24 protein-coding genes, 1 tRNA gene and 1 pseudogene are annotated in these 26,236 nt (G+C 73.7%); 17 read left to right on the top strand and 9 right to left on the bottom strand.

Annotation, left to right across the window (positions count from 1 at the left end):
- Nucleotides 1–20: 20 nt before the first annotated feature.
- The 3 genes from IE308_RS24340 to IE308_RS24350 form a co-directional block, all read right to left on the bottom strand.
- On the bottom strand, nt 21–1,559 hold the full coding sequence (locus IE308_RS24340; RefSeq protein ID WP_190219555.1) for a Stp1/IreP family PP2C-type Ser/Thr phosphatase: 1,539 nt from the start codon (nt 1,557–1,559) through the stop codon (nt 21–23).
- A gap of 140 nt (nt 1,560–1,699) precedes the next feature.
- Complete coding sequence (locus IE308_RS24345) at nt 1,700–2,227, bottom strand: FHA domain-containing protein FhaB/FipA (protein WP_110629249.1); 528 nt, start codon at nt 2,225–2,227, stop codon at nt 1,700–1,702.
- A 10-nt stretch (nt 2,228–2,237) separates the two neighbouring features.
- Complete coding sequence (locus IE308_RS24350; protein WP_110629250.1) at nt 2,238–3,101, bottom strand: FHA domain-containing protein; 864 nt, start codon at nt 3,099–3,101, stop codon at nt 2,238–2,240.
- A 420-nt stretch (nt 3,102–3,521) separates the two neighbouring features.
- On the opposite strand from IE308_RS24350, the gene IE308_RS24355 reads away from it, so the two are divergent.
- Nucleotides 3,522–3,608: transfer RNA gene (locus tag IE308_RS24355), tRNA-Leu, on the top strand.
- Between the two features lie 93 nt (nt 3,609–3,701).
- Here the strand turns inward: IE308_RS24355 and IE308_RS24360 are convergent.
- The gene (locus IE308_RS24360) at nt 3,702–4,193 is read right to left on the bottom strand and encodes a YbaK/EbsC family protein (RefSeq protein WP_110629251.1); all 492 of its coding nucleotides are present in this window, start codon (nt 4,191–4,193) and stop codon (nt 3,702–3,704) included.
- Between the two features lie 198 nt (nt 4,194–4,391).
- On the opposite strand from IE308_RS24360, the gene IE308_RS24365 reads away from it, so the two are divergent.
- The 6 genes from IE308_RS24365 (at nt 4,392) to IE308_RS24390 (ending at nt 10,085) form a co-directional block, all read left to right on the top strand.
- A complete protein-coding gene (locus IE308_RS24365; RefSeq protein WP_190219556.1) occupies nt 4,392–5,813 on the top strand; it encodes a DUF2252 domain-containing protein in 1,422 nt (473 codons plus the stop codon).
- A 43-nt stretch (nt 5,814–5,856) separates the two neighbouring features.
- Complete coding sequence (locus IE308_RS24370) at nt 5,857–6,687, top strand: hypothetical protein (RefSeq protein WP_190219557.1); 831 nt, start codon at nt 5,857–5,859, stop codon at nt 6,685–6,687.
- A gap of 95 nt (nt 6,688–6,782) precedes the next feature.
- The gene (locus IE308_RS24375; RefSeq protein WP_110629254.1) at nt 6,783–7,112 is read left to right on the top strand and encodes a rhodanese-like domain-containing protein; all 330 of its coding nucleotides are present in this window, start codon (nt 6,783–6,785) and stop codon (nt 7,110–7,112) included.
- A gap of 101 nt (nt 7,113–7,213) precedes the next feature.
- Nucleotides 7,214–8,047, top strand: coding sequence for a DUF5819 family protein (locus IE308_RS24380; protein WP_229909028.1), 834 nt, complete (start codon nt 7,214–7,216; stop codon nt 8,045–8,047).
- Nucleotides 8,044–9,258, top strand: coding sequence for an HTTM domain-containing protein (locus tag IE308_RS24385; RefSeq protein ID WP_190219558.1), 1,215 nt, complete (start codon nt 8,044–8,046; stop codon nt 9,256–9,258). The genes IE308_RS24380 and IE308_RS24385 overlap by 4 nt, the downstream gene beginning before the upstream one ends.
- Nucleotides 9,259–9,308: 50 nt before the next feature.
- Nucleotides 9,309–10,085: a TrmH family RNA methyltransferase gene (locus tag IE308_RS24390; protein WP_190219559.1), complete on the top strand. Its 777-nt coding sequence runs from the start codon at nt 9,309–9,311 to the stop codon at nt 10,083–10,085.
- 2 nt (nt 10,086–10,087) lie between these two features.
- Here IE308_RS24390 and paaN read toward each other — a convergent pair whose 3' ends face one another.
- On the bottom strand, nt 10,088–11,779 hold the full coding sequence (gene paaN / locus IE308_RS24395; protein WP_190219560.1) for a phenylacetic acid degradation protein PaaN: 1,692 nt from the start codon (nt 11,777–11,779) through the stop codon (nt 10,088–10,090).
- Nucleotides 11,780–11,938: 159 nt separating this feature from the next.
- Between paaN and IE308_RS24400 the strand changes: the two genes are divergently transcribed.
- The 3 genes from IE308_RS24400 (at nt 11,939) to IE308_RS24410 (ending at nt 14,303) form a co-directional block, all read left to right on the top strand.
- The gene (locus IE308_RS24400; protein WP_190219561.1) at nt 11,939–13,453 is read left to right on the top strand and encodes a 3-hydroxyacyl-CoA dehydrogenase; all 1,515 of its coding nucleotides are present in this window, start codon (nt 11,939–11,941) and stop codon (nt 13,451–13,453) included.
- Entirely contained in the window at nt 13,450–14,040 is a 591-nt protein-coding gene (locus tag IE308_RS24405; RefSeq protein ID WP_110629258.1) for a TetR/AcrR family transcriptional regulator, read from the top strand. The genes IE308_RS24400 and IE308_RS24405 overlap by 4 nt, the downstream gene beginning before the upstream one ends.
- A gap of 119 nt (nt 14,041–14,159) precedes the next feature.
- Complete coding sequence (locus tag IE308_RS24410; protein ID WP_190219562.1) at nt 14,160–14,303, top strand: hypothetical protein; 144 nt, start codon at nt 14,160–14,162, stop codon at nt 14,301–14,303.
- Between the two features lie 157 nt (nt 14,304–14,460).
- On the opposite strand, the gene IE308_RS24415 is transcribed toward IE308_RS24410, so the two are convergent.
- Complete coding sequence (locus tag IE308_RS24415) at nt 14,461–14,946, bottom strand: Lrp/AsnC family transcriptional regulator (RefSeq protein ID WP_110629260.1); 486 nt, start codon at nt 14,944–14,946, stop codon at nt 14,461–14,463.
- Nucleotides 14,947–15,133: 187 nt separating this feature from the next.
- Here IE308_RS24415 and pdhA point away from each other — a divergent pair, with 187 nt between their 5' ends.
- From pdhA to IE308_RS24440, 5 genes are all read left to right on the top strand, one after another.
- The gene (gene pdhA, locus IE308_RS24420; RefSeq protein WP_190219563.1) at nt 15,134–16,279 is read left to right on the top strand and encodes a pyruvate dehydrogenase (acetyl-transferring) E1 component subunit alpha; all 1,146 of its coding nucleotides are present in this window, start codon (nt 15,134–15,136) and stop codon (nt 16,277–16,279) included.
- Nucleotides 16,276–17,280 (top strand): alpha-ketoacid dehydrogenase subunit beta, encoded by a 1,005-nt coding sequence (locus tag IE308_RS24425; RefSeq protein ID WP_110629262.1) that lies wholly within the window; start codon nt 16,276–16,278, stop codon nt 17,278–17,280. Before pdhA ends, IE308_RS24425 begins: the two co-directional genes overlap by 4 nt.
- Nucleotides 17,280–18,812 (top strand): dihydrolipoamide acetyltransferase family protein, encoded by a 1,533-nt coding sequence (locus IE308_RS24430; protein ID WP_190219564.1) that lies wholly within the window; start codon nt 17,280–17,282, stop codon nt 18,810–18,812. The genes IE308_RS24425 and IE308_RS24430 overlap by 1 nt, the downstream gene beginning before the upstream one ends.
- Before the next feature lie 119 nt (nt 18,813–18,931).
- Nucleotides 18,932–19,861, top strand: coding sequence for an NTP transferase domain-containing protein (locus IE308_RS24435; RefSeq protein ID WP_190219565.1), 930 nt, complete (start codon nt 18,932–18,934; stop codon nt 19,859–19,861).
- Nucleotides 19,858–21,246, top strand: coding sequence for a molybdopterin molybdotransferase MoeA (locus tag IE308_RS24440; RefSeq protein ID WP_190219566.1), 1,389 nt, complete (start codon nt 19,858–19,860; stop codon nt 21,244–21,246). The genes IE308_RS24435 and IE308_RS24440 overlap by 4 nt, the downstream gene beginning before the upstream one ends.
- A gap of 34 nt (nt 21,247–21,280) precedes the next feature.
- On the opposite strand, the gene IE308_RS24445 is transcribed toward IE308_RS24440, so the two are convergent.
- Complete coding sequence (locus IE308_RS24445; protein WP_229909029.1) at nt 21,281–22,396, bottom strand: potassium channel family protein; 1,116 nt, start codon at nt 22,394–22,396, stop codon at nt 21,281–21,283.
- An 85-nt stretch (nt 22,397–22,481) separates the two neighbouring features.
- Here IE308_RS24445 and IE308_RS24450 point away from each other — a divergent pair.
- Nucleotides 22,482–23,159 (top strand): annotated as a pseudogene (locus IE308_RS24450) (potassium channel family protein); the annotation flags it as partial.
- A gap of 72 nt (nt 23,160–23,231) precedes the next feature.
- On the opposite strand, the gene IE308_RS24455 reads toward IE308_RS24450, so the two are convergent.
- Nucleotides 23,232–24,080: an ABC transporter permease gene (locus tag IE308_RS24455; RefSeq protein ID WP_190219568.1), complete on the bottom strand. Its 849-nt coding sequence runs from the start codon at nt 24,078–24,080 to the stop codon at nt 23,232–23,234.
- Nucleotides 24,077–25,072, bottom strand: a complete 996-nt coding sequence (locus IE308_RS24460; RefSeq protein WP_190219569.1) for an ATP-binding cassette domain-containing protein — start codon at nt 25,070–25,072, stop codon at nt 24,077–24,079. The genes IE308_RS24455 and IE308_RS24460 overlap by 4 nt, the downstream gene beginning before the upstream one ends.
- 180 nt (nt 25,073–25,252) lie before the next feature.
- Between IE308_RS24460 and IE308_RS24465 the strand changes: the two genes are divergently transcribed.
- Nucleotides 25,253–26,233, top strand: coding sequence for an NAD(P)H-quinone oxidoreductase (locus tag IE308_RS24465; protein WP_190219570.1), 981 nt, complete (start codon nt 25,253–25,255; stop codon nt 26,231–26,233).
- Nucleotides 26,234–26,236: the final 3 nt, after the last annotated feature.

Below are 26,236 nucleotides of genomic sequence, written 5' to 3' on the forward strand. Positions count from 1 at the left end.
CGGGGCCTCTCACGGCTTGCCTACTGCGTACCGCAGTTCGAGACGACCTTCTGCTCCTCCTCCGAGAGGGTGGGGCCGGGGTTGGGCGTCGCGGTCGGGGACGGTGAGGTGGACGGGGACGACGGGGTCTTGGGGGTCGCGCTCACCGACGGGCTCGGTGATGCCTTGGACGTGAGGGAGGCGGGAGTGGTTCCCGTGGTGCCTCCGGCCTGGCCCTGGCCCGTCTGGGCGTTCTTCTCGTTCTCCGCGGTGCGCCGCTCGGCCTGCTTGCGGCAGGCGGAGGCCTGCACGGCGAGGTCGTCGATCTTCCGCTGCGCGGTGGCGAGGTCGCCCTCGGCGATCGTGTTCTTGACCTGCTTCTGCCAGTACGGCGGCAGGTACTTGAGTTCGATCTCGGGGTGGTCCTTCTCCAGCTCCGACAGCGACACCCAGGCGAGGTCCTGGCTGATGCCGCGGTAGAGCGCGACATGGTCGTCGTTGGTGCCGACGTAGTACTGGGTCCGGGTCCACCGGTAGCCGCCGTAGAGCCCGCCGCCGACGACGGCGAGCACGAGGGCGGTGTACAGCGATCTCTTCAGCCACTTGCGGCCGGTCCGCGGCTTTTCGAAGTCCTCGTCGGAGTAGGCGCCGAAGCTGCCGGCCGGGATGAAGCCGGTGGTGTCGCCGGAGCCGGGCGGCCCGAACTCGCCGCCCCCGCCGCCCTGGCGGCCGAGGCCGGAGGCACGGCCGGCCGGGGTCTGCATGATGCCGTTGTCGTGCGGCTGGTGCTGGTTCTCGGCGACCGCGCCGACCACGACCGGGGTGTCGGACAGCTGCCCGGCGAGGGTGTCCCCGGTGTCCAGGTCGAGGACGTCGGCGACGATCACGGTGATGTTGTCCGGGCCGCCGCCGCGCAACGCGAGCTGGATCAGCTCCTGCACGGTCTCCTGCGGACCCTGGTAGCTGGCGAGGGTGTCCTCCATCGTCTGGTGGGAGACGACCCCGGACAGCCCGTCGGAGCAGATCAGATAGCGGTCGCCGGCCCGCACCTCGCGGATCGACAGGTCGGGCTCGACGTGGTCGCCGCTGCCGAGGGCCCGCATGAGCAGCGACCGCTGCGGGTGCGTGGTCGCCTCCTCCTCGGTGATGCGGCCCTCGTCGACCAGCCGCTGCACCCAGGTGTGGTCCTGGGTGATCTGGGTGAGGACGCCGTCGCGCAGCAGGTAGGCGCGCGAGTCGCCGACGTGCACCAGGCCGAGCCGCTGCCCGGTCCACAGCAGCGCCGTCAGCGTGGTGCCCATGCCCTCCAGCGAGGGGTCGTCCTCGACCATCTGGCGCAGCTGGTCGTTGGCCCGCTGTACGGCGGTGCCGAGCGCGGTGAGGATGTCGGAGCCGGGGACGTCGTCGTCGAGGGCGACGATGGTGGAGATCACCTCGGAGGAGGCGACCTCGCCGGCGGCCTGGCCGCCCATGCCGTCGGCGATCGCGAGCAGCCGCGGCCCGGCGTAACCGGAGTCCTCGTTGCCCTCGCGGATCATCCCCTTGTGCGATCCGGCGGCGAAGCGCAGTGACAGACTCATGCCCACCTCGCCCGTCGGCTCCGCATGCAGCCGGTCGTGTCGAGCCACACTGCCCACCCTCCGGTCGGGAGCGCGCCGGGGTGCTGGGTGTGGCCCGCCTCCGCGTGCTCGCTCCGCTCGCGCTCATTCATGACGTAGCACTACTTCCGCAGCTCGATGACGGTCTTGCCGATGCGGATCGGCGCGCCCAGCGGGATCGGCGTGGGAGTCGTCAGCCGCGTTCGGTCGAGGTACGTGCCGTTGGTGGAACCGAGGTCCTCGACGATCCACTGGCCGTCGCGGTCCGGGTAGATCCTGGCATGGCGGCTGGAGGCGTAGTCGTCGTCCAGCACGATCGTGCTGTCGTGCGCCCGGCCCAGCGTGATGGTCTGGCCCTGCAGCGCGACGGTGGTGCCGGTGAGGGTGCCCTCGGTCACGACGAGCTTGGTCGGCGCGTTACGGCGCTGGCGGCCGCCGGCCGGCTGCTGGCGCTGCGGCGGCGGCGCCTGCCGCGCGGCGGTCTGCTGCTGCGGGCGTCCGGCGTCCCGGCGTCCGGCCCGCTGCGCTGAGCGCTGCGTGACACGCGTACCGAACAGGTCGCTGCGGATGACCTGCACGGCCACGATCACGAACAGCCACAGGACGGCCAGGAAACCCAGCCGCATGACCGTGAGGGTCAGCTCTGACATTGCCCCCGCTTCACCCTTCGGCTTGCCTATAGATAACGGTGGTGCTGCCCACGACGATCCGCGAGCCGTCGCGGAGCGTAGCGCGGGTGGTGTGCTGCCCGTCCACCACGATGCCGTTGGTGGAGCCGAGATCCTGGATCGTCGAGGGCGTTCCGGTCCGGATCTCGCAGTGCCTGCGGCTCACGCCGGGGTCGTCGATCCGCACGTCGGCGTCGGTGCTGCGGCCCAGCACCAGCGTCGGGCGGGAGATCTGGTGGCGGGCACCGTTGATCTCGATCCAGTAGCGGGTGCGTCCGCCGGGCATCGGGCCGGGCGGGGGGCCCGCGGGGGGCCGCTGCGGGGCGGCCGGCTGCGGGTAGCCGTAGCCGCCCGCGCCGGGCGGCGGCGCGGCGGGCATGGGCGGGGCGCCGGCGGGCGCCGCGGCGGGCGGGTAGCCGTAGCCGCCGGGCCGCGGGGGTGCGGCGGCCGGTCCGGCGCCGGGCGACGCCTGCTGGTTGGTGGAGGAGGCGAGCGTACGGCTGCGCACGCGGTACAGGCCGGTGTCGAGGTCGTCGGCCTTCTCCAGGTGGACCTTGATCGGGCCCATGAAGGTGTACCGCTGCTGCTTGGCGTAGTCGCGCACCATGCCGGCCAGCTCGTCGCCGAGCTGCCCGGAGTAGGGGCTGAGCCGCTCGTAGTCGGGCGCGCTCAGCTCCACGATGAAGTCGTTGGGGACGACCGTGCGGTCGCGGTTCCAGATGGTGGCGTTGTTGTCGCACTCGCGCTGGAGCGCTCCCGCGATCTCCACGGGCTGGACCTCGGACTTGAAGACCTTGGCGAAGGTGCCGTTGACCAGACCTTCGAGACGCTGCTCGAATTTCTTCAGGACTCCCATGGGGCACCTCCTCCGTCGATCCTGCCGTCCTGCTCCCCGCGGTGCGGGTACTGCCTTGCCTGGTACTGCTTACTGATCGTATCCACGCGCCGGTGAATCGGCTGGTTCCCCCTGCCCGGCCCGGCCGACGGGTGTCGACGCCCTCTCACGTACCCCCTTGCGCGTACTTCTGCCCAGGATCGTAGAGGCGGCCGCAAACCAGTGTCCCGCACCTGACTGTGGACCTGGTCCGGCTCCCGGGGGGACGGCCGGGAACGGTACGAGGTTGATACGCGGCCGGGGCGGGGCCGAGACGGTCGGGACCGCCCCCGCCTGCGGGGGGCGGGGGAAGGGATGTGAATCCACCCCGTCCGGCGTGCTAATGTTCTGCATGTCGGAAGGCGCCAGCCCCCCAGGGGAAGCCCGGAAGACACACCCAATGCGCGGGTGGCGGAATAGGCAGACGCGCTGGATTCAGGTTCCAGTGCCCGCAAGGGCGTGGGGGTTCAACTCCCCCCTCGCGCACCAGCCGGAAGCCCCCAGGTCTCGGACCTGGGGGCTTCCGCGTTGTCGGGCCCCCCACCTGAGCGCTGTTCAGACCCCGGTGGTGTGAGGCATTTCTCAGTCGGCCAGGGCGATCCGCTCCACGCGCGGCTCGGCGATCGTGCGGTAGTCCTCGGTGTTCAGGGCGAGGGAGCGGTCGAGGCGGGCCGCGTTGAAGAAGAACTCCTCGTGCGTCAGCAGCTCCGGGTCGACGATCAGCTCCAGCCGCTCGTCGAAGGAGAACGGCAGGATCGTGCCGCTGGCCGAGCCCGCCAGGTCCTCGGCGATCTCCTGCGAGGCGAACGCGGCGTACGTGCCGCCGTACAGCGCCTTCACCGCGGCCAGGTCGACCCGCTTGTCGCCGGGGACGACGACCAGGGCGAACCGCTTCTCCTTCTTGCCGATCTTGACCATCGCGACGATGCACTTGGCCGCCTGCGCCAGGTCGTGCCCGCGCAGCCGGCTCACGGCCTCGGTGGCGCCCTCCGGGGCGTGCTCGACGACCCGGTAGGCGGCGCCGCGCTCGTCGAGGAGGGCGAGCAGCTTGTCGTAGGTCTCGTGGTCGGGCATGCGGTTCCCCTGCTGAGTGAGGTCGGCTCCGGGCGGGTCGACCCTATCCGGCCCGCGGGCGGCGGGGTTGTCCCCAACCGGGGGGTTGTCCACAGCGACTGACGTGTTTCGGCCACCGGCGGTACGGTCGGCACGCGTCGATGTTCGTCCCGGTGCGCGGGCACGTGTGCGCGGGTGAGTGCGGGGGAGGCGGTCCTGATGGACGAGGTGCAAGCGGGGCCTGTGACGGGCGGGCGGCTGCCCAGGGTGCGGGGCTTCGCCGCGTGGCCGGCCGGGGCGGGCGCGTCGCCCAAGGAGGAGGGCAAGGCGCTGCGGCGCCGGGTGCCGCGGCGGGCGCACGCCGGGCTCGACCTCGACACCTCGCGCCCCGACGCGGTGAGCGCGGTCGAGGAGTCCGGCCGGGGCCGGCTGCCCGAGCTGACGCCGATCCGGGTGGGCCGGATGGCGGCGACGCCGTTCGCGTTCCTGCGCGGCTCGGCGGGGCTGATGGCGTACGACCTGGCCCGCACCCCCGTCACCGGGATCCGCGCCCAGATATGCGGCGACGCCCACGCCGCCAACTTCGGTCTGTACGGCGACGCCCGCGGCGGCCTGGTCATCGACCTGAACGACTTCGACGAGACGGTGCCCGGCCCCTGGGAGTGGGACCTCAAGCGGCTCGCCGCCTCCCTCGTCCTCGCGGCCCGTGAGGCCGGCGCCGACGAGGACACCTGCCGGGCGGCGGCGTACGACGCGGTCGGCGCCTACCGGCGCACCATGCGGCTGCTGGCCAGGCTGCCGGTGCTGGACGCGTGGAACGCGATCGCCGACGAGGAGCTGGTCTCCCACACCGACGCGCACGACCTGGTGGGCACCCTGGAGCGGGTCTCGGAGAAGGCGCGGGCCAACACCAGCGGCCGGTTCGCGGCGAAGTCGACCGAGCCCACCGAGGACGGCGGCCGCCGCTTCGTCGACGCGCCTCCGGTGCTGCGCCGGGTGCCCGACGAGGAGGCCGCGGCGGTGGCCCGGTCGCTGGAGGAGTACGTCGGCACGCTGCCGGAGGACCGCCTGCCGCTGCTCGCCCGGTACGCGGTGCACGACGTGGCGTTCCGCGTCGTCGGCACCGGCAGCGTCGGCACCCGGTCGTACGTGGTGCTGCTGCTCGACCACCGCGGTGAGCCGCTGGTGCTCCAGGTGAAGGAGGCGCGGCCGTCGGCGCTCGTGCCGCACCTGGCCACCGCCGGCTTCGACGTGCCGTCCGTCGGCCACGAGGGCCGGCGGGTGGTGCTCGGGCAGCAGACGATGCAGGTCGTCAGCGACACCCTGCTGGGCTGGACGACCGTCGACGGGCGCCCCTTCCAGGTGCGGCAGTTCCGCAACCGCAAGGGCAGCGTCGACCCGGCCGCGCTGGCCGCCGACCAGATCGACGACTACGGCCGCATGACCGGCGCCCTGCTGGCCCGCGCCCACGCGCACAGCGCCGACCCGCGCCTGATCGCCGGCTACTGCGGCAAGAACGACGAACTGGACGAGGCCGTCGCCGCCTTCGCCGTCGCCTGCGCCGACCGCACGGAGGCGGACCACGCGGACCTGGTGAAGGCGGTGCGGGAGGGACGTATCGCGGCGGAGGCGGGGGTGTGACGGCGCTTGCCGGGGTGGTCCGGCCGGGGCTTACGCTGATCGGATGACGACCCCGGACAGTGAGCGGCCGCGGCCCGAGGAGCGGCTGGAGCGGGCCGTGCGGGCCGCCGAGCAGGCGCTCATCGAGTACGAGATCGCCGTGGAGACCTTCCGCGTCGAGGTGGAGAACTTCTCCCGGCTGCACCACCAGAAGCTCGGCCCGATGTACGCCCGGCTGGAGGAGCTGGACGCCCGGATCGCGGAGGCGCGGGCCGCGCGCACCGGCGACCCGGAGGACCTGCGGCGGGCCGAGGAGCTGCGCGCCCGGCTGCTGCCGATGCCGGAGGTCGAGGAGCTGTTCCACGGCTGGATGGACGGCGAGGGCCTGTTCCCGGAGGCCGCGGCGATGCTCACCGAGCAGCCGGTGCGGCCCCCGCAGCGGGTCCGGCCCAGCGAGGAGGCCCGGCGGCTCTACCGGGACCTGGCCCGCAAGGCCCACCCCGACCTCGCGCAGGAGGAGGGCGAGCGCAAGCGGCGCGAGGAGTTCCTCACCCGCGTCAACGCCGCCTACGCCCGCGGCGACGAGGCGGAGCTGCGGGAGCTGACCGAGGAGTGGGCGGCGGGGCCGGCGCCGAAGGAGACCGGGCCGACTCCGACCGAGGAGCTGTACGCCCGTCTGGAGTGGCTGGACCGGCGCAAGGAGCTGCTCACCACCGTCCAGCGGGAGCTGGAGGAGAGCGCCATCGGCTCCATGCTGCGGCTCGCCCCGGAGGACCCCGACCGCCTGCTGGAGGAGATCGCGGAGAAGCTGCTCGCCGACGTCTCCGCGCGGGAGGCCGAGCTGGCGGAGCTGGTGGGACAGGCGGGGCAGTCGGGAGAAGCGGGACAGGCGTAGGACGGGCGTCGGACCGGCTGGTGCGGGCTTGCGGTGTGCGGCCCGGGGCGGGCGGTGCGTCCGGTAGCGTCGGGGGCATGGTTTTCGGAGCTGGTGTGCCCACGGTCGCGGTCGACGAGGTCAAGGACGACGACTTCCTGCTGGACGTCCGCGAGGACGACGAGTGGCAGGCGGGCCACGCCCAGGGGGCGCTGCACATCCCGATCAGCGAGTTCGTGGCCCGGTACGGCGAGCTGACCGAGGCGGCGCCGCAGGACGGCCGTATCCACGTCATCTGCCGGTCCGGCGGCCGGTCCGCGCAGGTCACGATGTACCTGGTCCAGCAGGGCATCGACGCGGTCAACGTCGACGGCGGCATGCAGGTGTGGCAGGCGGCGGGCCGCCCGGTGGTGACCGACGAGGGGCAGCCCGGGCACGTCCTGTAGGCGCCCGCCGACGCCGTGACCGGCCCGGGGGTGTGCCGGACGCGCGAGCCTGAGTACCGTGCCGTGCGCAGGACGAGACCGGAATCGGGGAACGGGGCGGAATGGACGCGTACGGCGGACACGGCACGCAGGACGGAGGCGCGGAGGTCCCCCGGCCGGACCCCGCACCCCGCCCGGGACCGGGAGGCGCCGCTCCGGCGGACGCGGCCCCCGTGACGGAAGAGGCGCCCACCGCACCGGCCGAGGCGCCCCCGTCCCCGCCCCGCACGGGTGTCGCCGCGCTCTCCCCGCGCTACCAGATCGGCGCCGCCGTGGCGCTCGCGGTCGTGGCGGTCGCGGTGTGCGTGCACATAGGCATGGTGTTCCTGCACGTCGCCCCGTCGAACACGGTCACCAAGGCGCACGGCGAGGCGATCGACGAATGGATCTACCCGGAGTTCGAGCAGAACTGGAAGCTGTTCGCGCCCAACCCGCTCCAGCAGAACATCGCCGTCGAGGTCCGCGCCGAGGTGCGCACGGCGGACGGTGAGACCCGCACCACCGGCTGGTACGACCTGTCCGCCGAGGACGGCCGCGCCATCGACGGCAACCCGCTGCCGAGCCACACACAGCAGAACGAGCTGCGCCGCGCCTTCGACTTCTTCACCAACACGCACAACGCCGACGGCCGCCCGGTGGGCGTGCGCGGCACGCTGTCCGAGACGTATCTGCGCCGGATCGTGCTGCTGCGCCTGGACCGCGACGGCGCGGCCGGCCCCGGCGGGGACGTCCGGCGGATCCAGGTCCGCTCCCGCTCGACCGCCGTGCCGCCGCCCTCGTGGAGCCGTGAGCGGGTCTCGCTGAAGCCGGTGTACCGGACGATGCCCTGGTGGGACGTCCCCGCGGCCGGGAACACGACGCAGGCGCGGGCGGCAGCCGCGGGGGGTGCGCGGTGAACCGGTTCTCCCTGACCCTCTCCACCGCCATCGCCCGTGTCACCGAGGCGGCCCGCGCGCCCTACCAGTCGGCCGTGATCCGCATCGGCTTCGCGACGACCTGGCTGCTGTTCCTGCTGCGCGAGTTCCCGCACCGCGCGGAGCTGTACGGCCCCGACGGCCCGTGGAGCTGGGACCTCGCCCAGCAGCTGCTCGGCATGAACCACGCCTTCACCGTGCTGATGTGGTCGGACAGCCGCATGTGGTTCGAGACGGTGTACGCCCTCGCCGTGGCCGCCGCCGCGCTGCTGGCCCTCGGCTGGCGCACCCGCACGGCGTCGGTGCTGTTCATGGTGGGGGTGCTGTCCCTGCAGAACCGCAGCGTCTTCATGGGTGACGGCGGCGACAACGTCCTGCACCTGATGTCGGTCTACCTGGTCTTCACGCGCTGCGGGCAGGTGTGGTCGCTGGACGCGCGCCGGGCGCGCCGGCGGGACGCGGCACGCGCGCGGGGCGAGCTGGCCGTGGACCGGGTGGGGCCCGCGCTGTGGGCGGCGTCCGGGGTGGTGCTGGTCGCGGCCACGGCGCTGGGCCGGTTCGACGGGCAGGAGTGGCTGGTGCCGTCGCTGCTGTGGGCGGCGTGGGCGGCGCAGGCCGCCTGGTGGCTGGCCGGCCGGTTCCGCCGCAGCCCCCAGCCGCGGATCCTGCTCGACGTGATCACCAACATGCTGCACAACGGCGCCCTGCTGGTGATCATGGCGGAGGCCTGTCTGATCTACGCGACGGCCGGCTGGTACAAGATCCAGGGCTCGCGCTGGCAGGACGGCACCGCCGTCTACTACCCGCTCCACCTGGACTACTTCTCGCCCTGGCCGGCGCTCGGCGACCTGCTGGCGGCGAGCGGGATCATGGTGATGCTGGTGACGTACGGCACGGTCGCCGCGCAGGTCGCCTTCCCGTTCACGCTGTTCAACCGGCGGGTGAAGAACGTCCTGCTGGCGATGATGATGGTCGAGCACGCGGCGATCGCGGTCGTCCTCGGGCTGCCGTTCTTCTCGCTGGCGATGATCGCGGCGGACGCGGTGTTCCTGCCGACCCCGTTCCTGCGCCGCCTGGGTTCGCTGGCGGCCCGCGCGGCCGGCCGTGTGTCCGGGCGGCCCGGTACGGCCAGGGTCCCCGGCCCGCGCGCCCCGCAGCCGGCCGAGCAGCCGCAGGTGGGCTCGCCCATGTGAGCCCCGGCTCGCCTGCGTGAGCCGCGGCCGCGCTCCGTAGGCTGCACGGCATGACCGACCCCGTACGCGACGGGCAGCGCGATCCCGTGAACGTCTGGCGGCGCCTCGCCGGCACCGCGGTGCTGCTCGACGGTTTCCACGCCCTCAAGCACGCCCTGCGCTTCGGCGCCGAGGTGCCGGTGGCGGTCGCCGTCGACCGGGACGCGGCACTCGCCCTCGCCGACGAGCTGGCCCCCGACGTGCGCGAGGCGCTTGAGGCGCTGCTGACCGAGGTGCCGCAGGCCTCGTACGCCGCCCTGGTGCCGCGTCCGCACCCGACCGGGGTGGCCGCGCTCGCCGTACGGCCCTCCCGTGAGGCGGGGCTGGCGCGGCTGCGGCGGCTGCCGCGCACCGCGCCCGTCGTCGTCCTGGACCAGCCGCGCAACCTCGGCAACGCGGGCGCGGTGATCCGGCTCGCGGCCGGCTTCGGCGCGACCGGCGTCGTCACCACCGGCACCCTCGACCCCTGGCACCCCACCGTGGTCCGGGGCGGCGCGGGCCTGCACTTCGCGACGGCGGTGGAGCGCCTGGACGTCGCGGAGCTGCCGCCCGGGCCGGTGTTCGCGCTGGATCCCGAGGGCGAGGACATCCGGGGCGTGCGGCTCCCGGACGACGCGCTGCTGGCGTTCGGCAGCGAGCGCAGCGGTCTGTCACCCGAACTGCGGGCCCGGGCCGACCACTTGCTGTCGCTGCCGATGCGCCCTCAGGTCTCCAGCTACAACCTGGCGACGAGCGTGGCGATGACGCTCTACCACTGGAGCCTGGCCGGGGCCCGCCCCAGGGCCTGAGGTCAGGCTTCCCGGCGCACCTCCACCACACGGAAGCGGTTGGCGACGAACGCCCCGTCGCACAGCGCCGCGTTGGCCGCCGGGTTGCCGCCCGAGCCGTGGAAGTCGGAGAAGGCCGCGGTCTGGTTGACGTACACCCCGCCGGTGAGGTTGAGGGACAGCTGGGCCGCCTCCTCCAGGCAGACCTCCTGCACGGCCTGCTCGACGTCCTCGTCGGTGGTGTACGCGCCGACCGTCATCGCGCCCTTCTCGCGGATCGTGCGCCGCAGCAGCTCCACCGCGTCGTTGACGGAGTCGACGGCGACGGCGAAGGAGACCGGGCCGAAGCACTCGCTCATGTAGGCGGCCTCGGCGTCCGGCTTGGCGCCGTCCAGCTTGACGATGACGGGCGTGCGCACGACCGCTCCCGGGAACTCCGGGTTGGTGATCTCGCGGGAGGCGAGCGCGACCTCGCCGAGCCCGGCGGCGGCCTCCAGGCGGGCCTTGACGTCGGGGTTCACGATCGCGCCGAGCAGGGCGTTGGCGCGGGCGTCGTCGCCGAGCAGCCCGTCGACCGCCTTCGCCAGATCGGCGGTCACCTCGTCGAAGGTCTTCGGGCCCTGGTCGGTGCGGATGCCGTCGCGGGGGATGACCAGGTTCTGCGGGGTGGTGCACATCTGGCCGCTGTACAGCGACAGCGAGAACGCCAGGTTGGACAGCATGCCCTTGTAGTCGGCCGTGGACTGCACGAGGACGGTGTTGACGCCGGCCTTCTCCGTGTACACCTGCGCCTGGCGGGCGTTGGCCTCCAGCCAGTCGCCGAACTCGGTCGAGCCGGTGTAGTCGATGATGCGGATCTCGGGGCGGGTGGCGAGCGTCTTGGCGATGCCCTCGCCGGGCCGCTCGACGGCCAGCGCCACCAGGTTCGGGTCGAATCCGGCCTCGGTGAGCACCTGGCGGGCGACCTGCACGGTCAGCGCGAGCGGCAGCACCGCGCGCGGGTGGGGCTTGACCAGGACCGCGTTGCCGGTGGCGAGGGAGGCGAACAGGCCCGGGTAGCCGTTCCACGTCGGGAAGGTGTTGCAGCCGATGACCAGGCCGATGCCGCGCGGGACGGGCGTGAACTGCTTGGTCATGGCGAGCGGGTCGCGCTTGCCCTGCGGCTTGGTCCACTCCGCGGTGTCGGGGGTGCGGACCTGCTCCACGTACGCGTACGCCACCGCTTCCAGGCCGCGGTCCTGCGCGTGCGGGCCGCCCGCCTGGAACGCCATCATGAACGCCTGGCCGGAGGTGTGCATGACCGCGTGCGCGAACTCGTGCGTGCGGTCGCTGATGCGCTTGAGGATCTCCAGGCAGACCACCGCGCGGATCTCCGCGCCCGCGTCCCGCCAGGCCTTCTGGCCCGCGCGCATGGCCGGCAGCAGCACGTCGAGGTCGGCGTGCGGGTACTCCACGCCCAGCTCGATGCCGTACGGCGACACCTCGCCGCCGACCCAGTCGTCCGTGCCGGGCTGGCCGAGGTCGAGACGGGTGCCGAGCAGGGCGTCGAAGGCGGCCTTGCCCGCCGCCGCGTCCAGGCTGCCGTTCTCCCCGTAGGCCTTCGGGTGCTCGGGGTGCGGGGACCAGTACGCGCGGGTGCGGATCGCCTCCAGCGCCTGGTCGAGGGTGGGCCGGTGCTTGGCGATCAGCTCGTGGGCGGTCAGTTCGGCGGCCATGCGGGACCAACTCCTCGTCTTGCGAACTCTCCGTCGAGTTCATGACCTGGGCGAATGATGGGCAAGAACAGCCAGTCAGAGTTAGAGTAACCGAACGATCGGTCGGGACAAGGGGGCCTGCCGCATCTGTGGAAAACCCCGTGCGGGAGGATCGCGGACATGACAGCACTCGACCTCAGCAGCCCCGTGGCCGTCGTCGGCACCGGCACCATGGGCCAGGGCATCGCCCAGGTCGCGCTGGTCGCCGGTCATCCCGTACGGCTGTACGACGCCGTCCCCGGGCGGGCCCGTGACGCGGCCGACGCGATCGGCGCCCGCCTCGACCGGCTCGTCGAGAAGGACCGGCTCACCGCCGCCGACCGGGACGCCGCCCGCGCCCGTCTGACCCCCGCCGGGTCCCTCGCGGAGCTGGCCGACTGCGCCCTGGTCGTCGAGGCCGTCCTGGAGCGGCTGGACGTCAAGCAGGAGCTGTTCCGCGAGCTGGAGGACATCGTCTCCGAGGACTGCCTGCTCGCCACCAACACCTCCTCCCTGTCGGTCACCGCGATCGGCGGCGCGCTGCGCCACCCCGGCCGCTTCGTCGGCCTGCACTTCTTCAACCCGGCGCCGCTGCTGCCGCTGGTCGAGGTCGTCTCCGGTTTCGCCACCGACGTCACCTCCGCCACGCGCGCGTACGAGACCGCCCGCGCCTGGGGCAAGACGCCGGTCGCCTGCGCGGACACCCCGGGCTTCATCGTGAACCGCATCGCCCGGCCCTTCTACGCCGAGGCGTTCGCGGTGTACGAGTCCCAGGGCGCCGACCCCGCCACCATCGACGCCGTGCTGCGCGAGTGCGGCGGCTTCCGCATGGGCGCCTTCGAGCTGACCGACCTGATCGGGCAGGACGTCAACGAGTCCGTCACGCACTCGGTGTGGCAGTCCTTCTTCCAGGACGTGCGTTTCGCCCCCTCGCTCGCCCAGCGGCGCCTGGTGGAGTCCGGCCGGCTCGGCCGCAAGAGCGGGCAGGGCTGGTACGACTACCGCGACGGCGCCGAGCGGCCCGAGCCGCACACCGCGGAGAAGCGGCCGGCGCCCGCGTACGTCGTCGCCGAGGGCGACCTCGGACCGGCGGGGGAGCTGCTCGCGATGGCCCGGGAGGCGGGCGTCCAGGTCCGCGAGGAGGACGAGGACAACGGCACCCGTCTGGTGCTGCCCAGCGGCGGCGAGCTGGTCCTCGCGGACGGGCAGACCTCGGTGGAGTTCCGCGACGTCGTCTACTTCGACCTCGCCCTGGACTACCGCCGCGCCACCCGCATCGCCCTGTCCGCCTGCCAGGACACCTCCCCGCAGGTGCTCGCCGAGGCCATCGGCTTCTTCCAGGCCCTCGGCAAGGACGTCAGCGTCATCGGGGACGTCCCCGGCATGATCGTCGCCCGTACGGTCGCCCGGATCGTCGACCTCGCGCACGACGCCGTCGCCAAGGGCGTGGCCACCGAGGAGGACATCGACACGGCGATGCGGCTGGGCGTCAACTACCCGCTGGGTCCCTTCGAGTGGAGCCGCCGGGTCGGCGCCACCCGGGTGCACGACCTGCTGGAGGAGCTGAACCTGCGCGACCCGTCGGGCCGTTACGCGCCCTCGCTCGCGCTGTACCGCCACGCGCACGCCGCCGACCCGCGGGAGGGCACCCCATGACCACCGCCAAGCGCGACACGTACACCCCGGAGACCCTGCTCTCCGTCGCCGTGCAGGTCTTCAACGAGCGCGGCTACGACGGCACCTCCATGGAGCACCTGTCGAAGGCCGCCGGCATCTCCAAGTCGTCGATCTACCACCATGTGGCGGGCAAGGAGGAGCTGCTGAAGCGGGCCGTCAGCCGGGCGCTGGACGAGCTGTTCGCCATCCTCGACGAGGAGCCCGCGCGCGTGGGACGCGCCGCGGACCGCCTGGAGTACGTCGTGCGGCGCATGGTCGAGGTGCTCATCGCCGAACTGCCGTACGTGACGCTGCTGCTGCGGGTGCGCGGCAACACCGGCACGGAGCGGTGGGCGCTGGACCGGCGCCGGGACTTCGACCACCGCGTGGCGGAGCTGCTGAAGGCCGCCGCCGCGGACGGGGACGTCCGCGGGGACGTGGAGGTGCGGCTCGCCACCCGGCTGGTCTTCGGCATGATCAACTCCATCGTGGAGTGGTACCGGCCGGACGGCCGCGGCATGAGCGAGCGGGAAGTGGCCGAGGCGGTGGCCCACCTGGTCTTCGGAGGGCTGCGCAGGGCTTCCTAGAGGGCTCTGGGGGGCTGCGCAGGGTGTCCTGGAGGGCTCTGGGTGTGAGTACGCGCGCGTGGCCGGTCTGAGTACGTCCGCCGATGTGCCGGCCGGCCCGCCGGTGATGGGCTGGGCGCATGATCCGGACCGCCGAACGCCACGCCACCTGGTGGCGGGCCCCCCTCGTCGCCTCCTCGCTCGCCGTGCCCTTCCTCCTCCTGGAGTACCGCTGGTTCGCCTCCCAGGGGGAGAGCGGCGCCTTCGGAGGCCTGCTCTACTGATCCTTCGGGCTGCTCGCGTTCTCCTGGCTGCTGCCGCACCGCAGGTCCCTGCGGGCCCCGCGGATGCTGGCCGCCGGCGTCGCGCTCGGTCTGTCGCTGCTGCCCATGCTGTGGGTGATGGTCGCCGTCGCGGTGCTGCCCGCCGACGCCTGACGCCTCAGCCCTGCGGTTCCAGGTCCTCCTCCTCGAAGACCAGCAGCGTGCGGGTGCTCAGCACCTCGGGGATGGCCTGGAGACGGGTGAGGACCAGTTCGCGCAGGGCGCGGTTGTCGCTGGTGTGTACCAGCAGGAGCACATCGAAGTCGCCGCCGACCAGGGCGATGTGGGAGGCGCCGGGCAACTGGCGCAGCTGCTCGCGGACCGTGCGCCAGGAGTTCTGGACGATCTTCAGGGTGATATACGCGGATGTGCCCTGACCTGCGCGTTCATGGTTGACGCGGGCGCTGAAACCGCGGATGACCCCGTCCTCGATGAGGCGGTTGATCCGCGCGTAGGCGTTGGCCCGGGAGACGTGCACCCGCTCGGCCACCGACCGTATCGACGCGCGGCCGTCGGCCTGGAGCATCCGCAGGATGTCCTCGTCGATCGCGTCCAGCGGGCGCGGTGCGGGCAGCGGCGCGCCGCCGTCCGGGCCCTCGGCCATTTGTTCAGATGCCACGTCCCCCCGCCTCTCTCCCATGGACGTCCTGCGTTCATTGCAGGCTGTGGAGAACCGTTTGTCCACAGCCTGAGGCCGCCTGTAGCCAAAATGTGCCGACGACCGAACAATCGGTAGGTGAGGCGCATCACAGACGCTGCGCCTTCAGCCGCTCCCACCAGGAGGTGCCGTCATGACGGTCATGGAGCAGCGCGGCGCTTACCAGCCCGCGCCGCCGCCCGCCTGGCAGCCCCGCACGGACCCCGCGCCGCTGCTGCCCGACCCCGAGCCCCACCGCGTCCTCGGCACCGAGGCGGCGGCCAAGGCCGACCCCGCGCTGCTGCGCACCCTGTACACCCAGCTGGTGCGCGGCCGTCGCTACAACGCGCAGGCCACCGCCCTCACCAAGCAGGGCCGCCTCGCCGTCTACCCCTCCAGCACCGGCCAGGAGGCCTGCGAGGTCGCCGCCGCGCTCGCGCTGAAGGAACAGGACTGGCTCTTCCCCAGCTACCGGGACACGCTCGCCGCGGTCGCGCGCGGCGTGGACCCGGTGGAGGCGCTCACCCTGCTCCGCGGTGACTGGCACACCGGCTACGACCCCTACGAGCACCGCGTGGCCCCCCTCAGCACGCCGCTCGCCACCCAGCTCCCGCACGCCGTCGGCCTCGCCCACGCCGCCCGCCTCAAGGGCGACGACGTCGTCGCGCTGGCCATGGTCGGCGACGGCGGCACCAGCGAGGGCGACTTCCACGAGGCGCTGAACTTCGCCGCCGTCTGGCAGGCCCCCGTCGTCTTCCTCGTGCAGAACAACGGCTTCGCGATCTCCGTGCCGCTCGCCAAGCAGACCGCCGCCCCCTCCCTGGCCCACAAGGCCGTCGGGTACGGCATGCCGGGCCGCCTGGTCGACGGCAACGACGCCGCGGCCGTGCACGAGGTCCTGACCGACGCCGTGCGGCACGCGCGTGCGGGCGGCGGACCCACCCTGGTGGAGGCCATCACCTACCGCGTCGACGCGCACACCAACGCCGACGACGCCACCCGCTACCGCGGCTCCGCCGAGGTCGACGCCTGGCGCGACCACGACCCGATCCTGCTGCTTGAGCGCGAGCTGACCGAGCGCGGCCTGCTCGACGAGGACGGCGTCGCCGCCGCCCGCCAGGACGCGGAGACCTTCGCCGCCGCCCTGCGCGAGCGCATGAACCAGGACCCGGTGCTCGACCCGATGGATCTCTTCGCCCACGTCTACGCCGAGCCCACGCCGCAGCTGCTGGAGCAGCGGGCGCAGTTGCGCGCCGAGCTGGAGGCCGAGCAGACCGACCGGGAAGGGGCCCACGGATGACGACCGTCGCCGTCAAGCCGGCCACCATGGCGCAGGCGCTCACCCGCGCCATGCGCGACGCGATGGCCGCCGACCCCGCCGTCCACGTGATGGGCGAGGACGTCGGCACCCTCGGCGGTGTCTTCCGCGTCACCGACGGCCTCGCCAAGGAGTTCGGCGAGGACCGCTGCACCGACACCCCGCTCGCCGAGGCCGGCATCCTCGGCACCGCCGTCGGCATGGCCATGTACGGGCTGCGCCCGGTCGTGGAGATGCAGTTCGACGCCTTCGCCTACCCGGCGTTCGAGCAGCTCATCAGCCATGTCTCGCGGATGCGCAACCGCACCCGCGGCAAGATGCCGCTGCCGATCACCGTCCGCGTGCCCTACGGCGGCGGCATCGGCGGCGTCGAGCACCACAGCGACTCCTCCGAGGCGTACTACATGGCGACTCCGGGGCTCCATGTCGTCACGCCCGCGACCGTCGCCGACGCCTACGGCCTGCTGCGCGCCGCCATCGCCTCCGACGACCCGGTCGTCTTCCTCGAACCCAAGCGCCTGTACTGGTCGAAGGACTCCTGGAACCCCGAGGAGCCCACGCCCGTCGAGCCGATCGGCCGCGCGGTGGTGCGCCGCACGGGCCGCAGCGCCACGCTGATCACGTACGGCCCGTCGGTGCCGGTCTGCCTGGAGGCCGCCGAGGCCGCCCAGGCGGAGGGCTGGGACCTGGAGGTCGTCGACCTGCGCTCCCTGGTGCCGTTCGACGACGAGACGGTCTGCGCGTCGGTGCGGCGCACCGGGCGCGCGGTCGTCGTCCACGAGTCGGGCGGCTTCGGCGGCCCCGGCGGTGAGATCGCGGCACGGGTGACCGAGCGCTGCTTCCACCACCTGGAGGCGCCGGTGCTGCGCGTGGCCGGGTTCGACATCCCCTACCCGCCGCCGATGCTGGAGAGGCACCATCTTCCCGGCGTCGACCGGATCCTGGACGCCGTGGCGCGTCTGCAATGGGAGGCCGAAGGCTGATGGCACAGGTGCTGGAGTTCAAGCTCCCCGACCTCGGGGAGGGGCTGACCGAGGCCGAGATCGTGCGCTGGCTGGTGCAGGTCGGTGACGTCGTCGCCGTCGACCAGCCGGTCGTCGAGGTCGAGACGGCCAAGGCGATGGTCGAGGTGCCCTGCCCCTACGGCGGTGTGGTCACCGCCCGCTTCGGCGAGGAGGGCGAGGAACTGCCCGTCGGGGCGCCCCTGCTGACGGTGGCGGTCGGCGCACCGGCCGACGGCGGGCCCGGCCTTCCGGACGCCGGCACGGGCACGGGCACGTCCACCGCTGCGGGCACGGGCGCCGGGACACCGGCTCCGGGCAGCGGCGCGGGCAAGGGCTCGGCGGAGGGCTCCGGCAACGTCCTCGTCGGCTACGGCACGGGCGCGCCCCCGGCCCGGCGCCGCCGCGTCCGGCCCACCGCGCTCACGTCCGCCGCTTCGGGCACGCCCGGCGCGTCGGCGGGCGGCACCTCGGGTGCGGCGACTTCGGCCAACGGCAGTTCCCCTGCCGCCACGGCCCCCGCCGCCCCCGCCGCGCGGGTCACCGCCCCGGCGCCGGCCACCGTCGGCACCGCGCCCGGCGAGGGCCCGGTCCCGGTGATCTCGCCGCTCGTGCGGCGGCTCGCCCGCGAGAACGGCCTGGACCTGCGCGAACTGCACGGTTCGGGACCCGACGGGCTGATCCTGCGGGCGGACGTGGAGTACGCGCTGCGGGCCGCCGCGGGCCGCGCCCAGGCCCCGCAGCCCGCCGCCGCGCCCGCCGCGCACCCGGCCCCGCAGCCGCAGCCGTCCGCTGCCGCGGCCCGGCCGTCCTCCGCCCCCACGGGCGGCGTCCGCGTGCCGCTCAAGGGCGTCCGCGGCGCCGTCGCCGACAAGCTGTCCCGCAGCCGCCGGGAGATCCCGGACGCCACCTGCTGGGTGGACGCCGACGCGACGGAACTGATGCGCGCCAGGACCGCGATGAACGCCGCCGGGGGACCGAAGATCTCCCTGCTGGCGCTGCTGGCCCGCATCTGCACGGCCGCCCTGGCCCGCTACCCCGAGCTGAACTCCTTCGTCGACACCGAGGCCAGGGAGGTCGTCCAGCTCGACCACGTGCACCTCGGGTTCGCCGCGCAGACCGAGCGGGGCCTGGTCGTGCCCGTCGTCCGGGACGCGCACGCCCGCGACGCCGAGTCGCTGACCGCGGAGTTCGCCCGGCTCACCGAGGCCGCCCGGGACGGCCGGCTCACCCCGGCCGAACTGACCGGCGGGACCTTCACGCTGAACAACTACGGCGTGTTCGGCGTCGACGGCTCCACGCCGATCGTCAACCACCCCGAGGCCGCCATGCTCGGCGTCGGCCGCATCGTCCCCAAGCCGTGGGTGCACGAAGGCGAGCTGGCCGTCCGGCAGGTCGTCCAGCTGTCGCTCACCTTCGACCACCGGGTGTGCGACGGCGGCACCGCCGGCGGGTTCCTGCGCCATGTCGCGGACTGCGTCGAACAGCCGGCGGTGCTGCTGCGGACCCTGTGAGGGCCGTCCGGCCTGGTGAGGGCCGTCCGGCCCGCTGAGTCCGGGCCGCCGCTGCCTCCGCCGCTTCCCGTCCGTGCCCCCGCATCACGTCCGATCGCGGGGGCACGCATACTCGGGGGGTGACCTCGCCCGCGCCCCCGGATCCCGCCGGCCACGACGACGCGTCCGCCTACGACGCCGTCGTCCTCGCCGGCGGTGGAGCCCGGCGGCTCGGCGGCGCGGACAAGCCCGCCGTGCGGGTGGGCGGCCGGGCGCTGCTCGACCGCGTCCTCGCCGCCTGCGCCGACGCCGCCACCACCGTCGTGGTGGCCGCGCCCCGCCCCACCGCCCGGCCGGTGCGCTGGACCCGCGAGGAACCGCCCGGCGGGGGCCCGCTCGCCGCCCTCGACGCCGGCCTGCGGCACACCACCGCCGAGCGGGTCGTCGTCCTCTCCGCCGACCTGCCCTTCCTCGCCGCGCCGACCGTACGGCGGCTGCTGGCCGCCCTGGACGCCACCGGCGCCGACGGCGCGCTGCTCACCGACGGCGACGGCCGCGACCAGCCCCTCGTCGCCGCCTACCGCGGCCCGGCGCTGCGCCGGGGCCTCGCCGCGCTCACCGCGGAGCACACCGCACTGACCGGCCTGCCGCTGCGCCGGCTGACCGCCGGCCTCGACCTCACCCGCGTCCCGGACCCCGTGGCCTCCTTCGACTGCGACACCTGGGACGACATCGCCACCGCCAGGCAACGCATCAGGGAGCATGGGCACGTGCTGGATGAATGGATTTCCGCAGTCAAGGACGAGCTGGGCATCGACCTCGACGTCGACACCAAGGTGCTGCTCGACCTCGCCCGGGACGCCGCCCACGGCGTGGCCCGGCCCGCGGCCCCGCTGACCACCTTCCTCGTCGGGTACGCCGCCGCGCGCGCCGAGGGCGGCCCCGAGGCCGTCGCCGACGCCGCCCGCAAGACCGCCGCGCTCGCCCGGCGCTGGGCCGAGGAGTCCGCCGCCGCCAAGACCGACGCGGCCCCCGACGCCACGCCCGACACCCGTCCGGACGCCGGATGACCGCCCCGGACGTCCGGGGCGGCCAGGACGCCGGGGACTTCGACGTCGAGGAGGTGCTCGCCCTCGTGAAGGACAGCCGTGCGCCCGCCGGCCGCCGCACCCCCGGTGACCCCGGCCCCGCCCCGGCCCCAGCGCACCCCGGCACCGGACACGCGGCTTCCGGGCCCTCCCACGAGCGCCACCGCGCCACTCCCTGGCCCGAGGCCCGGGCCGTCGCCGCCCGCGCCGGACGCCGGCGCGCCGCCCACCGCGCCCCGGTCGCCGTGCCGCTCGACGCCGCCCTCGGTCTCACCCTGGCCGCCCCCCTGGCCGCGCTCACCGACCTGCCGTCCTTCGACACCTCCGCGATGGACGGCTGGGCCGTCGCAGGACCCGGTCCCTGGACGGTCCGGGACGCCGGGGTGCTCGCCGGGCACGCGGCGCCCGAGCCCCTCGCCGACGGCGAGGCCGTCCGCATCGCCACCGGCGCCCGCATCCCGCCCGACACCACGTCCGTCCTGCGCAGCGAGCACGGCCGCACCGACGACGCCGGCCGCCTGCACGCCACCCGGGACGTCGGCCACGGCCAGGACATCCGCCCCCGTGGCCAGGAGTGCCGCAGCGGTGAACACCTGCTGCCCGCCGGCACGCTCGTCACCCCGGCCGTCCTCGGCCTCGCCGCGGCCGCCGGATACGACACCTTGACCGCCGTACCCCGCCCCCGCGTCGACGTCCTCGTCCTCGGCGACGAACTGCTCACCGAGGGCCTGCCGCACGACGGGCTCATCCGCGACGCGCTCGGCCCCCTGCTGCCGCCGTGGCTGCGCGCCCTGGGCGCCGAGGTCACCGCCGTCCGCCGGATCGGTGACGACGCCGACGCCCTCCACCAGGCCGTCACCGGCTCCACCGCCGACCTGGTCGTCACCACCGGCGGCACCGCCGCCGGTCCGGTCGACCACGTCCATCCGATCCTCGGGCGCATCGGTGCCGAGCTGCTGGTCGACGGGGTGAAGGTGCGTCCCGGCCACCCCATGCTGCTCGCCCGGATCGACGACGACCGCCACCTTGTGGGCCTGCCCGGCAATCCCCTCGCCGCCGTCTCCGGCCTGCTCACGCTCGCCGAGCCCCTGCTGCGCGCACTCGCCGCGCGCCCCGCGGCGGAGCCGTACGCGCTGCCGCTGAAGGAGGCGGTGCACGGGCACCCCTACGACACCCGGCTGATCCCCGTCGTCCTGCGCGGCGGCCGGGCGGCCCCGCTGCACTACAACGGCCCGGCGATGCTGCGGGGTATCGCGGCGGCGGACGCCCTCGCGGTCGTACCGCCGGGCGGGGCCCGGCCGGGTCAGGAAGTGGAACTTCTCGACCTGCCGTGGGCATCGGCCGGGCCCGGCGCCCGTTTCACGTGAAACACCGCCATCCGGGCGTGTTTCACGTGAAACATCACCCCTCGTCGGGCGTCACCGCCCGGGTCACGGTGATGACCCGGTCCCCCGGCCGCAGTTCGGTCAGCCGGGGATCGGTGTAGTCCAGCAGTCGCATGTCGCGGACCACGGCGACCACCAGGTCCGCGCAGGCGCGCGGCGACTGCCCCGCCTCCTCGGCGGTCACCGGGCGCTCGACCAGGTCGAGTCCGGTGCCGAGGGTCATGAGGTCCTCCAGCGTCCGGGCCACCGTCGGGCTCACCATCGACACCCCCAGCAGCCGGCCGGCCGAGCTGGAGGTGGTGATGACGGTGTCGGCACCGGACTGCTTCAGCAGCGGCGCGTTCTCGTCCTCCCGGACGGCGGCGGCGATCGTGGCCCGCCGGTTGAGCTGACGGGCGGTGAGCGTGACCAGGGTCGCGGTGTCGTCGCGCTGCGGAGCGACGATGACGCGGGCGGCGCGCGGCAGTTCGGCCTTCAGCAGGGTCTCGGAGCGGGTGGCGTCGCCGGTCACCGAGACCAGCCCGTCGTCGGAGGCGGCCGTCGCCGTCTTGCGCTGGGCGTCGACGACGACGATCCGCTCCCTCGGGATGCCCTGTCCGACCAGGGTCTCGACGGCATGGCGGCCCTTGGTGCCGTAGCCGATGACCACGACATGGTCCTGGATGCGGGCCCGCCAGCGATGGATGCGGACCTGCTGGCGGGTGCGCTCGGTGAGCACCTCCAGCGTGGTGCCGACCAGGATGATCAGGAACAGCACGCGCAGCGGGGTGATGACGAGGATGTTGGTGAGCCGCGCCGCGTCACCGACCGGGGTGATGTCGCCGTAGCCGGTGGTGGAGAGGGTGACGGTGGCGTAGTAGGCCGCGTCGAGCAGATCGACCGAGCCGTCGGAGCTGTCCCGGTAACCGGCGTGGTCGGCGTAGACGATGGCCGTGGTGGCGACCAGCACGAGCAGGGCGAGCGCCAGGCGCCGCAGCACCTGCAGCAGCGGCGGGGTGGCCGACTGTGTCGGTATCACGATGGAGCGGCCCGCCTCGACGTCGTCGCGGGCCTCGCTGCGCGAGCGGTACCAGACGGACCGCAGCGGGGAGATCCTCCCCACGCCCTGCGCCGGTCGCTGCTCGTCCTTCATCGTCGTGGCCCCCTGCCGTGTGATCCGTGCGGACGGCACCATGGTTGCCGACGGAGACCGCTCCGTCGGGACACAACACATCGGGAGGTCCACTGTGCGCGACCACACCGTCGTCGTCGGCTTCGGCACCAAGGGCCGGTCCGCGACCCGTGCCGTCTGCGCGGCGGGGCTGCGCAAGGACCGCATCGTGGTGGTCGACCCGAGCGCGAAGACGGTCGAGGCGGCGACCGCCGAGGGCTACACGGGCGTGGTCGGCGACGGCACCCGCACCGACGTCCTGCGGCGGGCCGAGGTGCACCGGGCGGGCCGGGTCATCATCGCGACGCAGCGCGACGACACGGCCGTCCTGGTGGCCCTGACGGCCCGCCAGCTCAACGCCGAGGCGACCATCGTGGCCGCGGTGCGGGAGGAGGAGAACGCGCCGCTGCTGAAGCAGTCCGGCGCCGACGAGGTCATCACGGGCGCCGGGGCGGCCGGACGGCTGCTCGGGCTGTCCGTCCTCAGTCCGTCGGCAGGCCTGGTCATGGAGGACCTCATCCAGCAGGGCAGCGGGCTGGACCTGATCGAACGCCCCGTCACCAAGGCGGAGGCGGGCCGCAGCCCGCGCGAGACGGCCGACCTGGTGGTGAGCGTCGTCCGCGGGCACCGGGTGCTCGACTACGACGACCCGGCCGTCGGCGTCCTGGAGCCGACCGACCGGGTGATCGCGATCGTCCGGGCGCCGGAACCGGAGCCGCCGCGGCCAGGTGTCACCCTGTCCTGAGCGCCTGCCGCGGGCCCTGCTTCCGTGCAGGGGCGCGCCTCCGTGCAGGGGTGTGCCTCCGTGCCGCGCGCCCTACTTCCGGTTGTACAGCCGCATCGTCACCGGCCCGAACACCACCACGAACAGCCCGGCCCACCCCAGCGACCAGGCGACCTCGTCGGCCGGCCAGTCCCCGGCCATCAGCCCGCGCACCGCGGACGACAGATGGGTCACCGGGCTGTTGTTGACGAACGCCTGCAGCCAGCCCGGCATGGTGCGCGGGTCGACGAAGACGTTGGACAGGAAGGTCAGCGGGAAGATCACCATCATGCTGACGCCCATCACCGACTTCTCGGTGCGCAGCAGCAGCCCGAACATCGTCCAGATCCAGGAGAACGCGAACGAGAACAGCACCAGCAGCGCGATCCCGGCGAGGACCCCGCCGGCCCCGCCGCCTGGCCGGTAGCCGAGGACCAGACCGACGCTGAGCATCACCACGGACGCGATCGTGTACCGCAGGGCGTCGCCGAGGAGATAGCCGACCATGGGCGCCGGCCGCCACACGGGCAGGCTGCGGAACCGGTCGAAGACGCCCTTCTCGATGTCGGTGTTGACGGAGACTCCGGTGTACATCGTGATCATCACGACCGACATCACCAGGATGCCCGGCAGCAGGAACTGGATGTACTCCTTCGGGGAGCCGGCCAGGGCGCCCCCGAACAGGTACGTGTACATCAGCACCATCATGATCGGGAACGCGGTGACGTCGAAGAGCTGCTCGGGGACGTGCTTGATCTTGAGGACGGCCCGCCAGCCGAAGGTGAGGGACGCCGAGAGCGCGCTCGGCCGCGGCGGCCGCTCGCCGGCGACCAGCAGCGCGGCGAGCGACTCGGCGCTGACGGGGGCGAGGTCCTTGGTCCCGGTCGTGGCCGTGGTGCTCACGCCGCCACCTCCTCGGAGTCGTGGGTGCCGTGTCCGGTGAGGGCGAGGAAGACCTCGTCCAGGCTGGGCTGGCCCAGCGAGAAGTCGTCGACGGTGATCCCGGTCGCGGCGAGTTCGCCGAGCGCGCGGGCGGCCTGCCCGGCCGCGCCGTCGTCGCCCGCCGCCGCCCCGAGCCGGGCCGTCAGCGCCACGGGGTCGGGCTCCTCCTGCACGGCGGCGCCCAGGGCGCGGCGCAGCACCTCGGCGGCGCGGGGCCGTTGTGCCGGGTCGCGCAGCCGCAGATGGACCGAGCCGGCGCCCACGGACGCCTTCAGCTCGCCCTTCGTGCCCTCGGCGATGACCCGCCCCCGGTCGATCACGGCGATCCGGGACGCCAGCCGGTCCGCCTCGTCGAGGTACTGCGTGGTCAGCAGCACCGTCGTGCCCTGGGCGACCACCGCGCGGACGATCTCCCACACCTGGTTGCGGCTGCGCGGGTCCAGACCGGTCGTCGGCTCGTCGAGGAAGAGCAGGTCGGGCGTGTTCAGGATCGACGCGGCGATGTCCAGCCGGCGCCGCATGCCGCCCGAGTAGTGCTTGACCTGCCGGCCCGCCGCCTCAGCCAGCCCGAACGCCGCCAGCAGCCGCTCACCGCGCGCCCGGGCGCCCTTCTTGCCGTGGCCGAGGAGCCGGCCGAGCAGCACCAGGTTCTCCATGCCGGTGAGGTCCTCGTCCACGGAGGCGTACTGCCCGGTCAGGCTGACCCGGCCGCGGACCTCGTCCGCCTCGCGCACCACGTCACGGCCGAAGACGTGCGCCTCGCCGGCGTCCGGCCGCAGCAGCGTGGCGAGCATCTTCACGGTGGTGGTCTTCCCGGCCCCGTTCGGACCGAGGACGCCGTACACCGTGCCGGCCGGCACGGCCAGGTCGACGCCGTCGACCGCGCGCGTCGCGCCGAACGTCTTCACCAGGCCCGCGGTCTCGATGGCCAGGTCGGCGGTCTGCTGGCTCATGGCAGGTGTCCTTCCGGCGTGCTCATGGCGTGCTCCCGGGCTCCGGGCGATGCTCCGGCCGGGCGGGGAGGCAGTGCTCCGGCCGTGTCCGGCACTCGCAGGGGAAGACCTTCACCGTCGCGCGAAATCATCGGTGATCGCACACCTTTTTCACCCGGCGCGAGGGGTAGCGTCACGCACATGCATGCGATCACGATTCCCGAACCCGGTGGTCCCGAGGCGCTGGTGTGGGCGGAGGTCCCCGACCCGGTGCCCGGCGAGGGAGAGGTCCTGGTCGACGTGGCGGCCAGCGCCGTCAACCGGGCCGACATCCTCCAGCGGCAGGGCTTCTACGACCCGCCGCCCGGCACCTCCCCCTACCCCGGCCTGGAGGTCTCCGGCCGGGTCGCCGCGCTCGGCCCCGGCGTCTCCGGCTGGGCCGTCGGCGACGAGGTGTGCGCGCTGCTCTCCGGCGGGGGCTACGCCGAGAAGGTCGCCGTCCCGGCCGGGCAGCTGCTCCCCCTGCCCAAGGGCGTCGGTCTCGTCCGCGCGGCCGCGCTGCCCGAGGTGGTCTGCACGGTCTGGTCCAACGTGTTCATGGTCGCCCACCTGCGCCCCGGCGAGACGCTGCTCGTGCACGGCGGCTCCAGCGGCATCGGCACGATGGCGATCCAGCTCGCCAAGGCCGTCGGCGCCAAGGTCGCCGTCACCGCGGGCACGAAGGAGAAGCTGGCGTACTGCGCCGAGCTGGGCGCCGACATCCTGATCAACTACCGGGAGCAGGACTTCGTCGCCGAGCTGATGAAGGCCACCGACGGTGCCGGCGCCGACGTCATCCTGGACAACATGGGCGCCAAGTACCTGGACCGCAACGTCCAGGCGCTCGCCGTCAGCGGCCGGCTGGCCATCATCGGTATGCAGGGCGGGGTGAAGGGCGAGCTGAACATCGGCGCGCTGATGCGCAAGCGCGCCGCGATCAGCGCGACGACGCTGCGGGCCCGCCCGCTGGAGGAGAAGGCGGCGATCGTCGCGGCCGTCCGCGAACACGTGTGGCCGCTGCTCGACGCCGGGCACGTCCGCCCCGTCGTCGACCGCGAACTGCCGATGACCGAGGCCGGCGAGGCCCACTCGGTGGTGGAGGCCAGCGGCCACGTCGGCAAGGTCCTCCTGGTCACGCCGTAACAC

The organism is Streptomyces griseosporeus (assembly GCF_014656055.1).
GTDB lineage: Bacteria > Actinomycetota > Actinomycetes > Streptomycetales > Streptomycetaceae > Streptomyces > Streptomyces griseosporeus.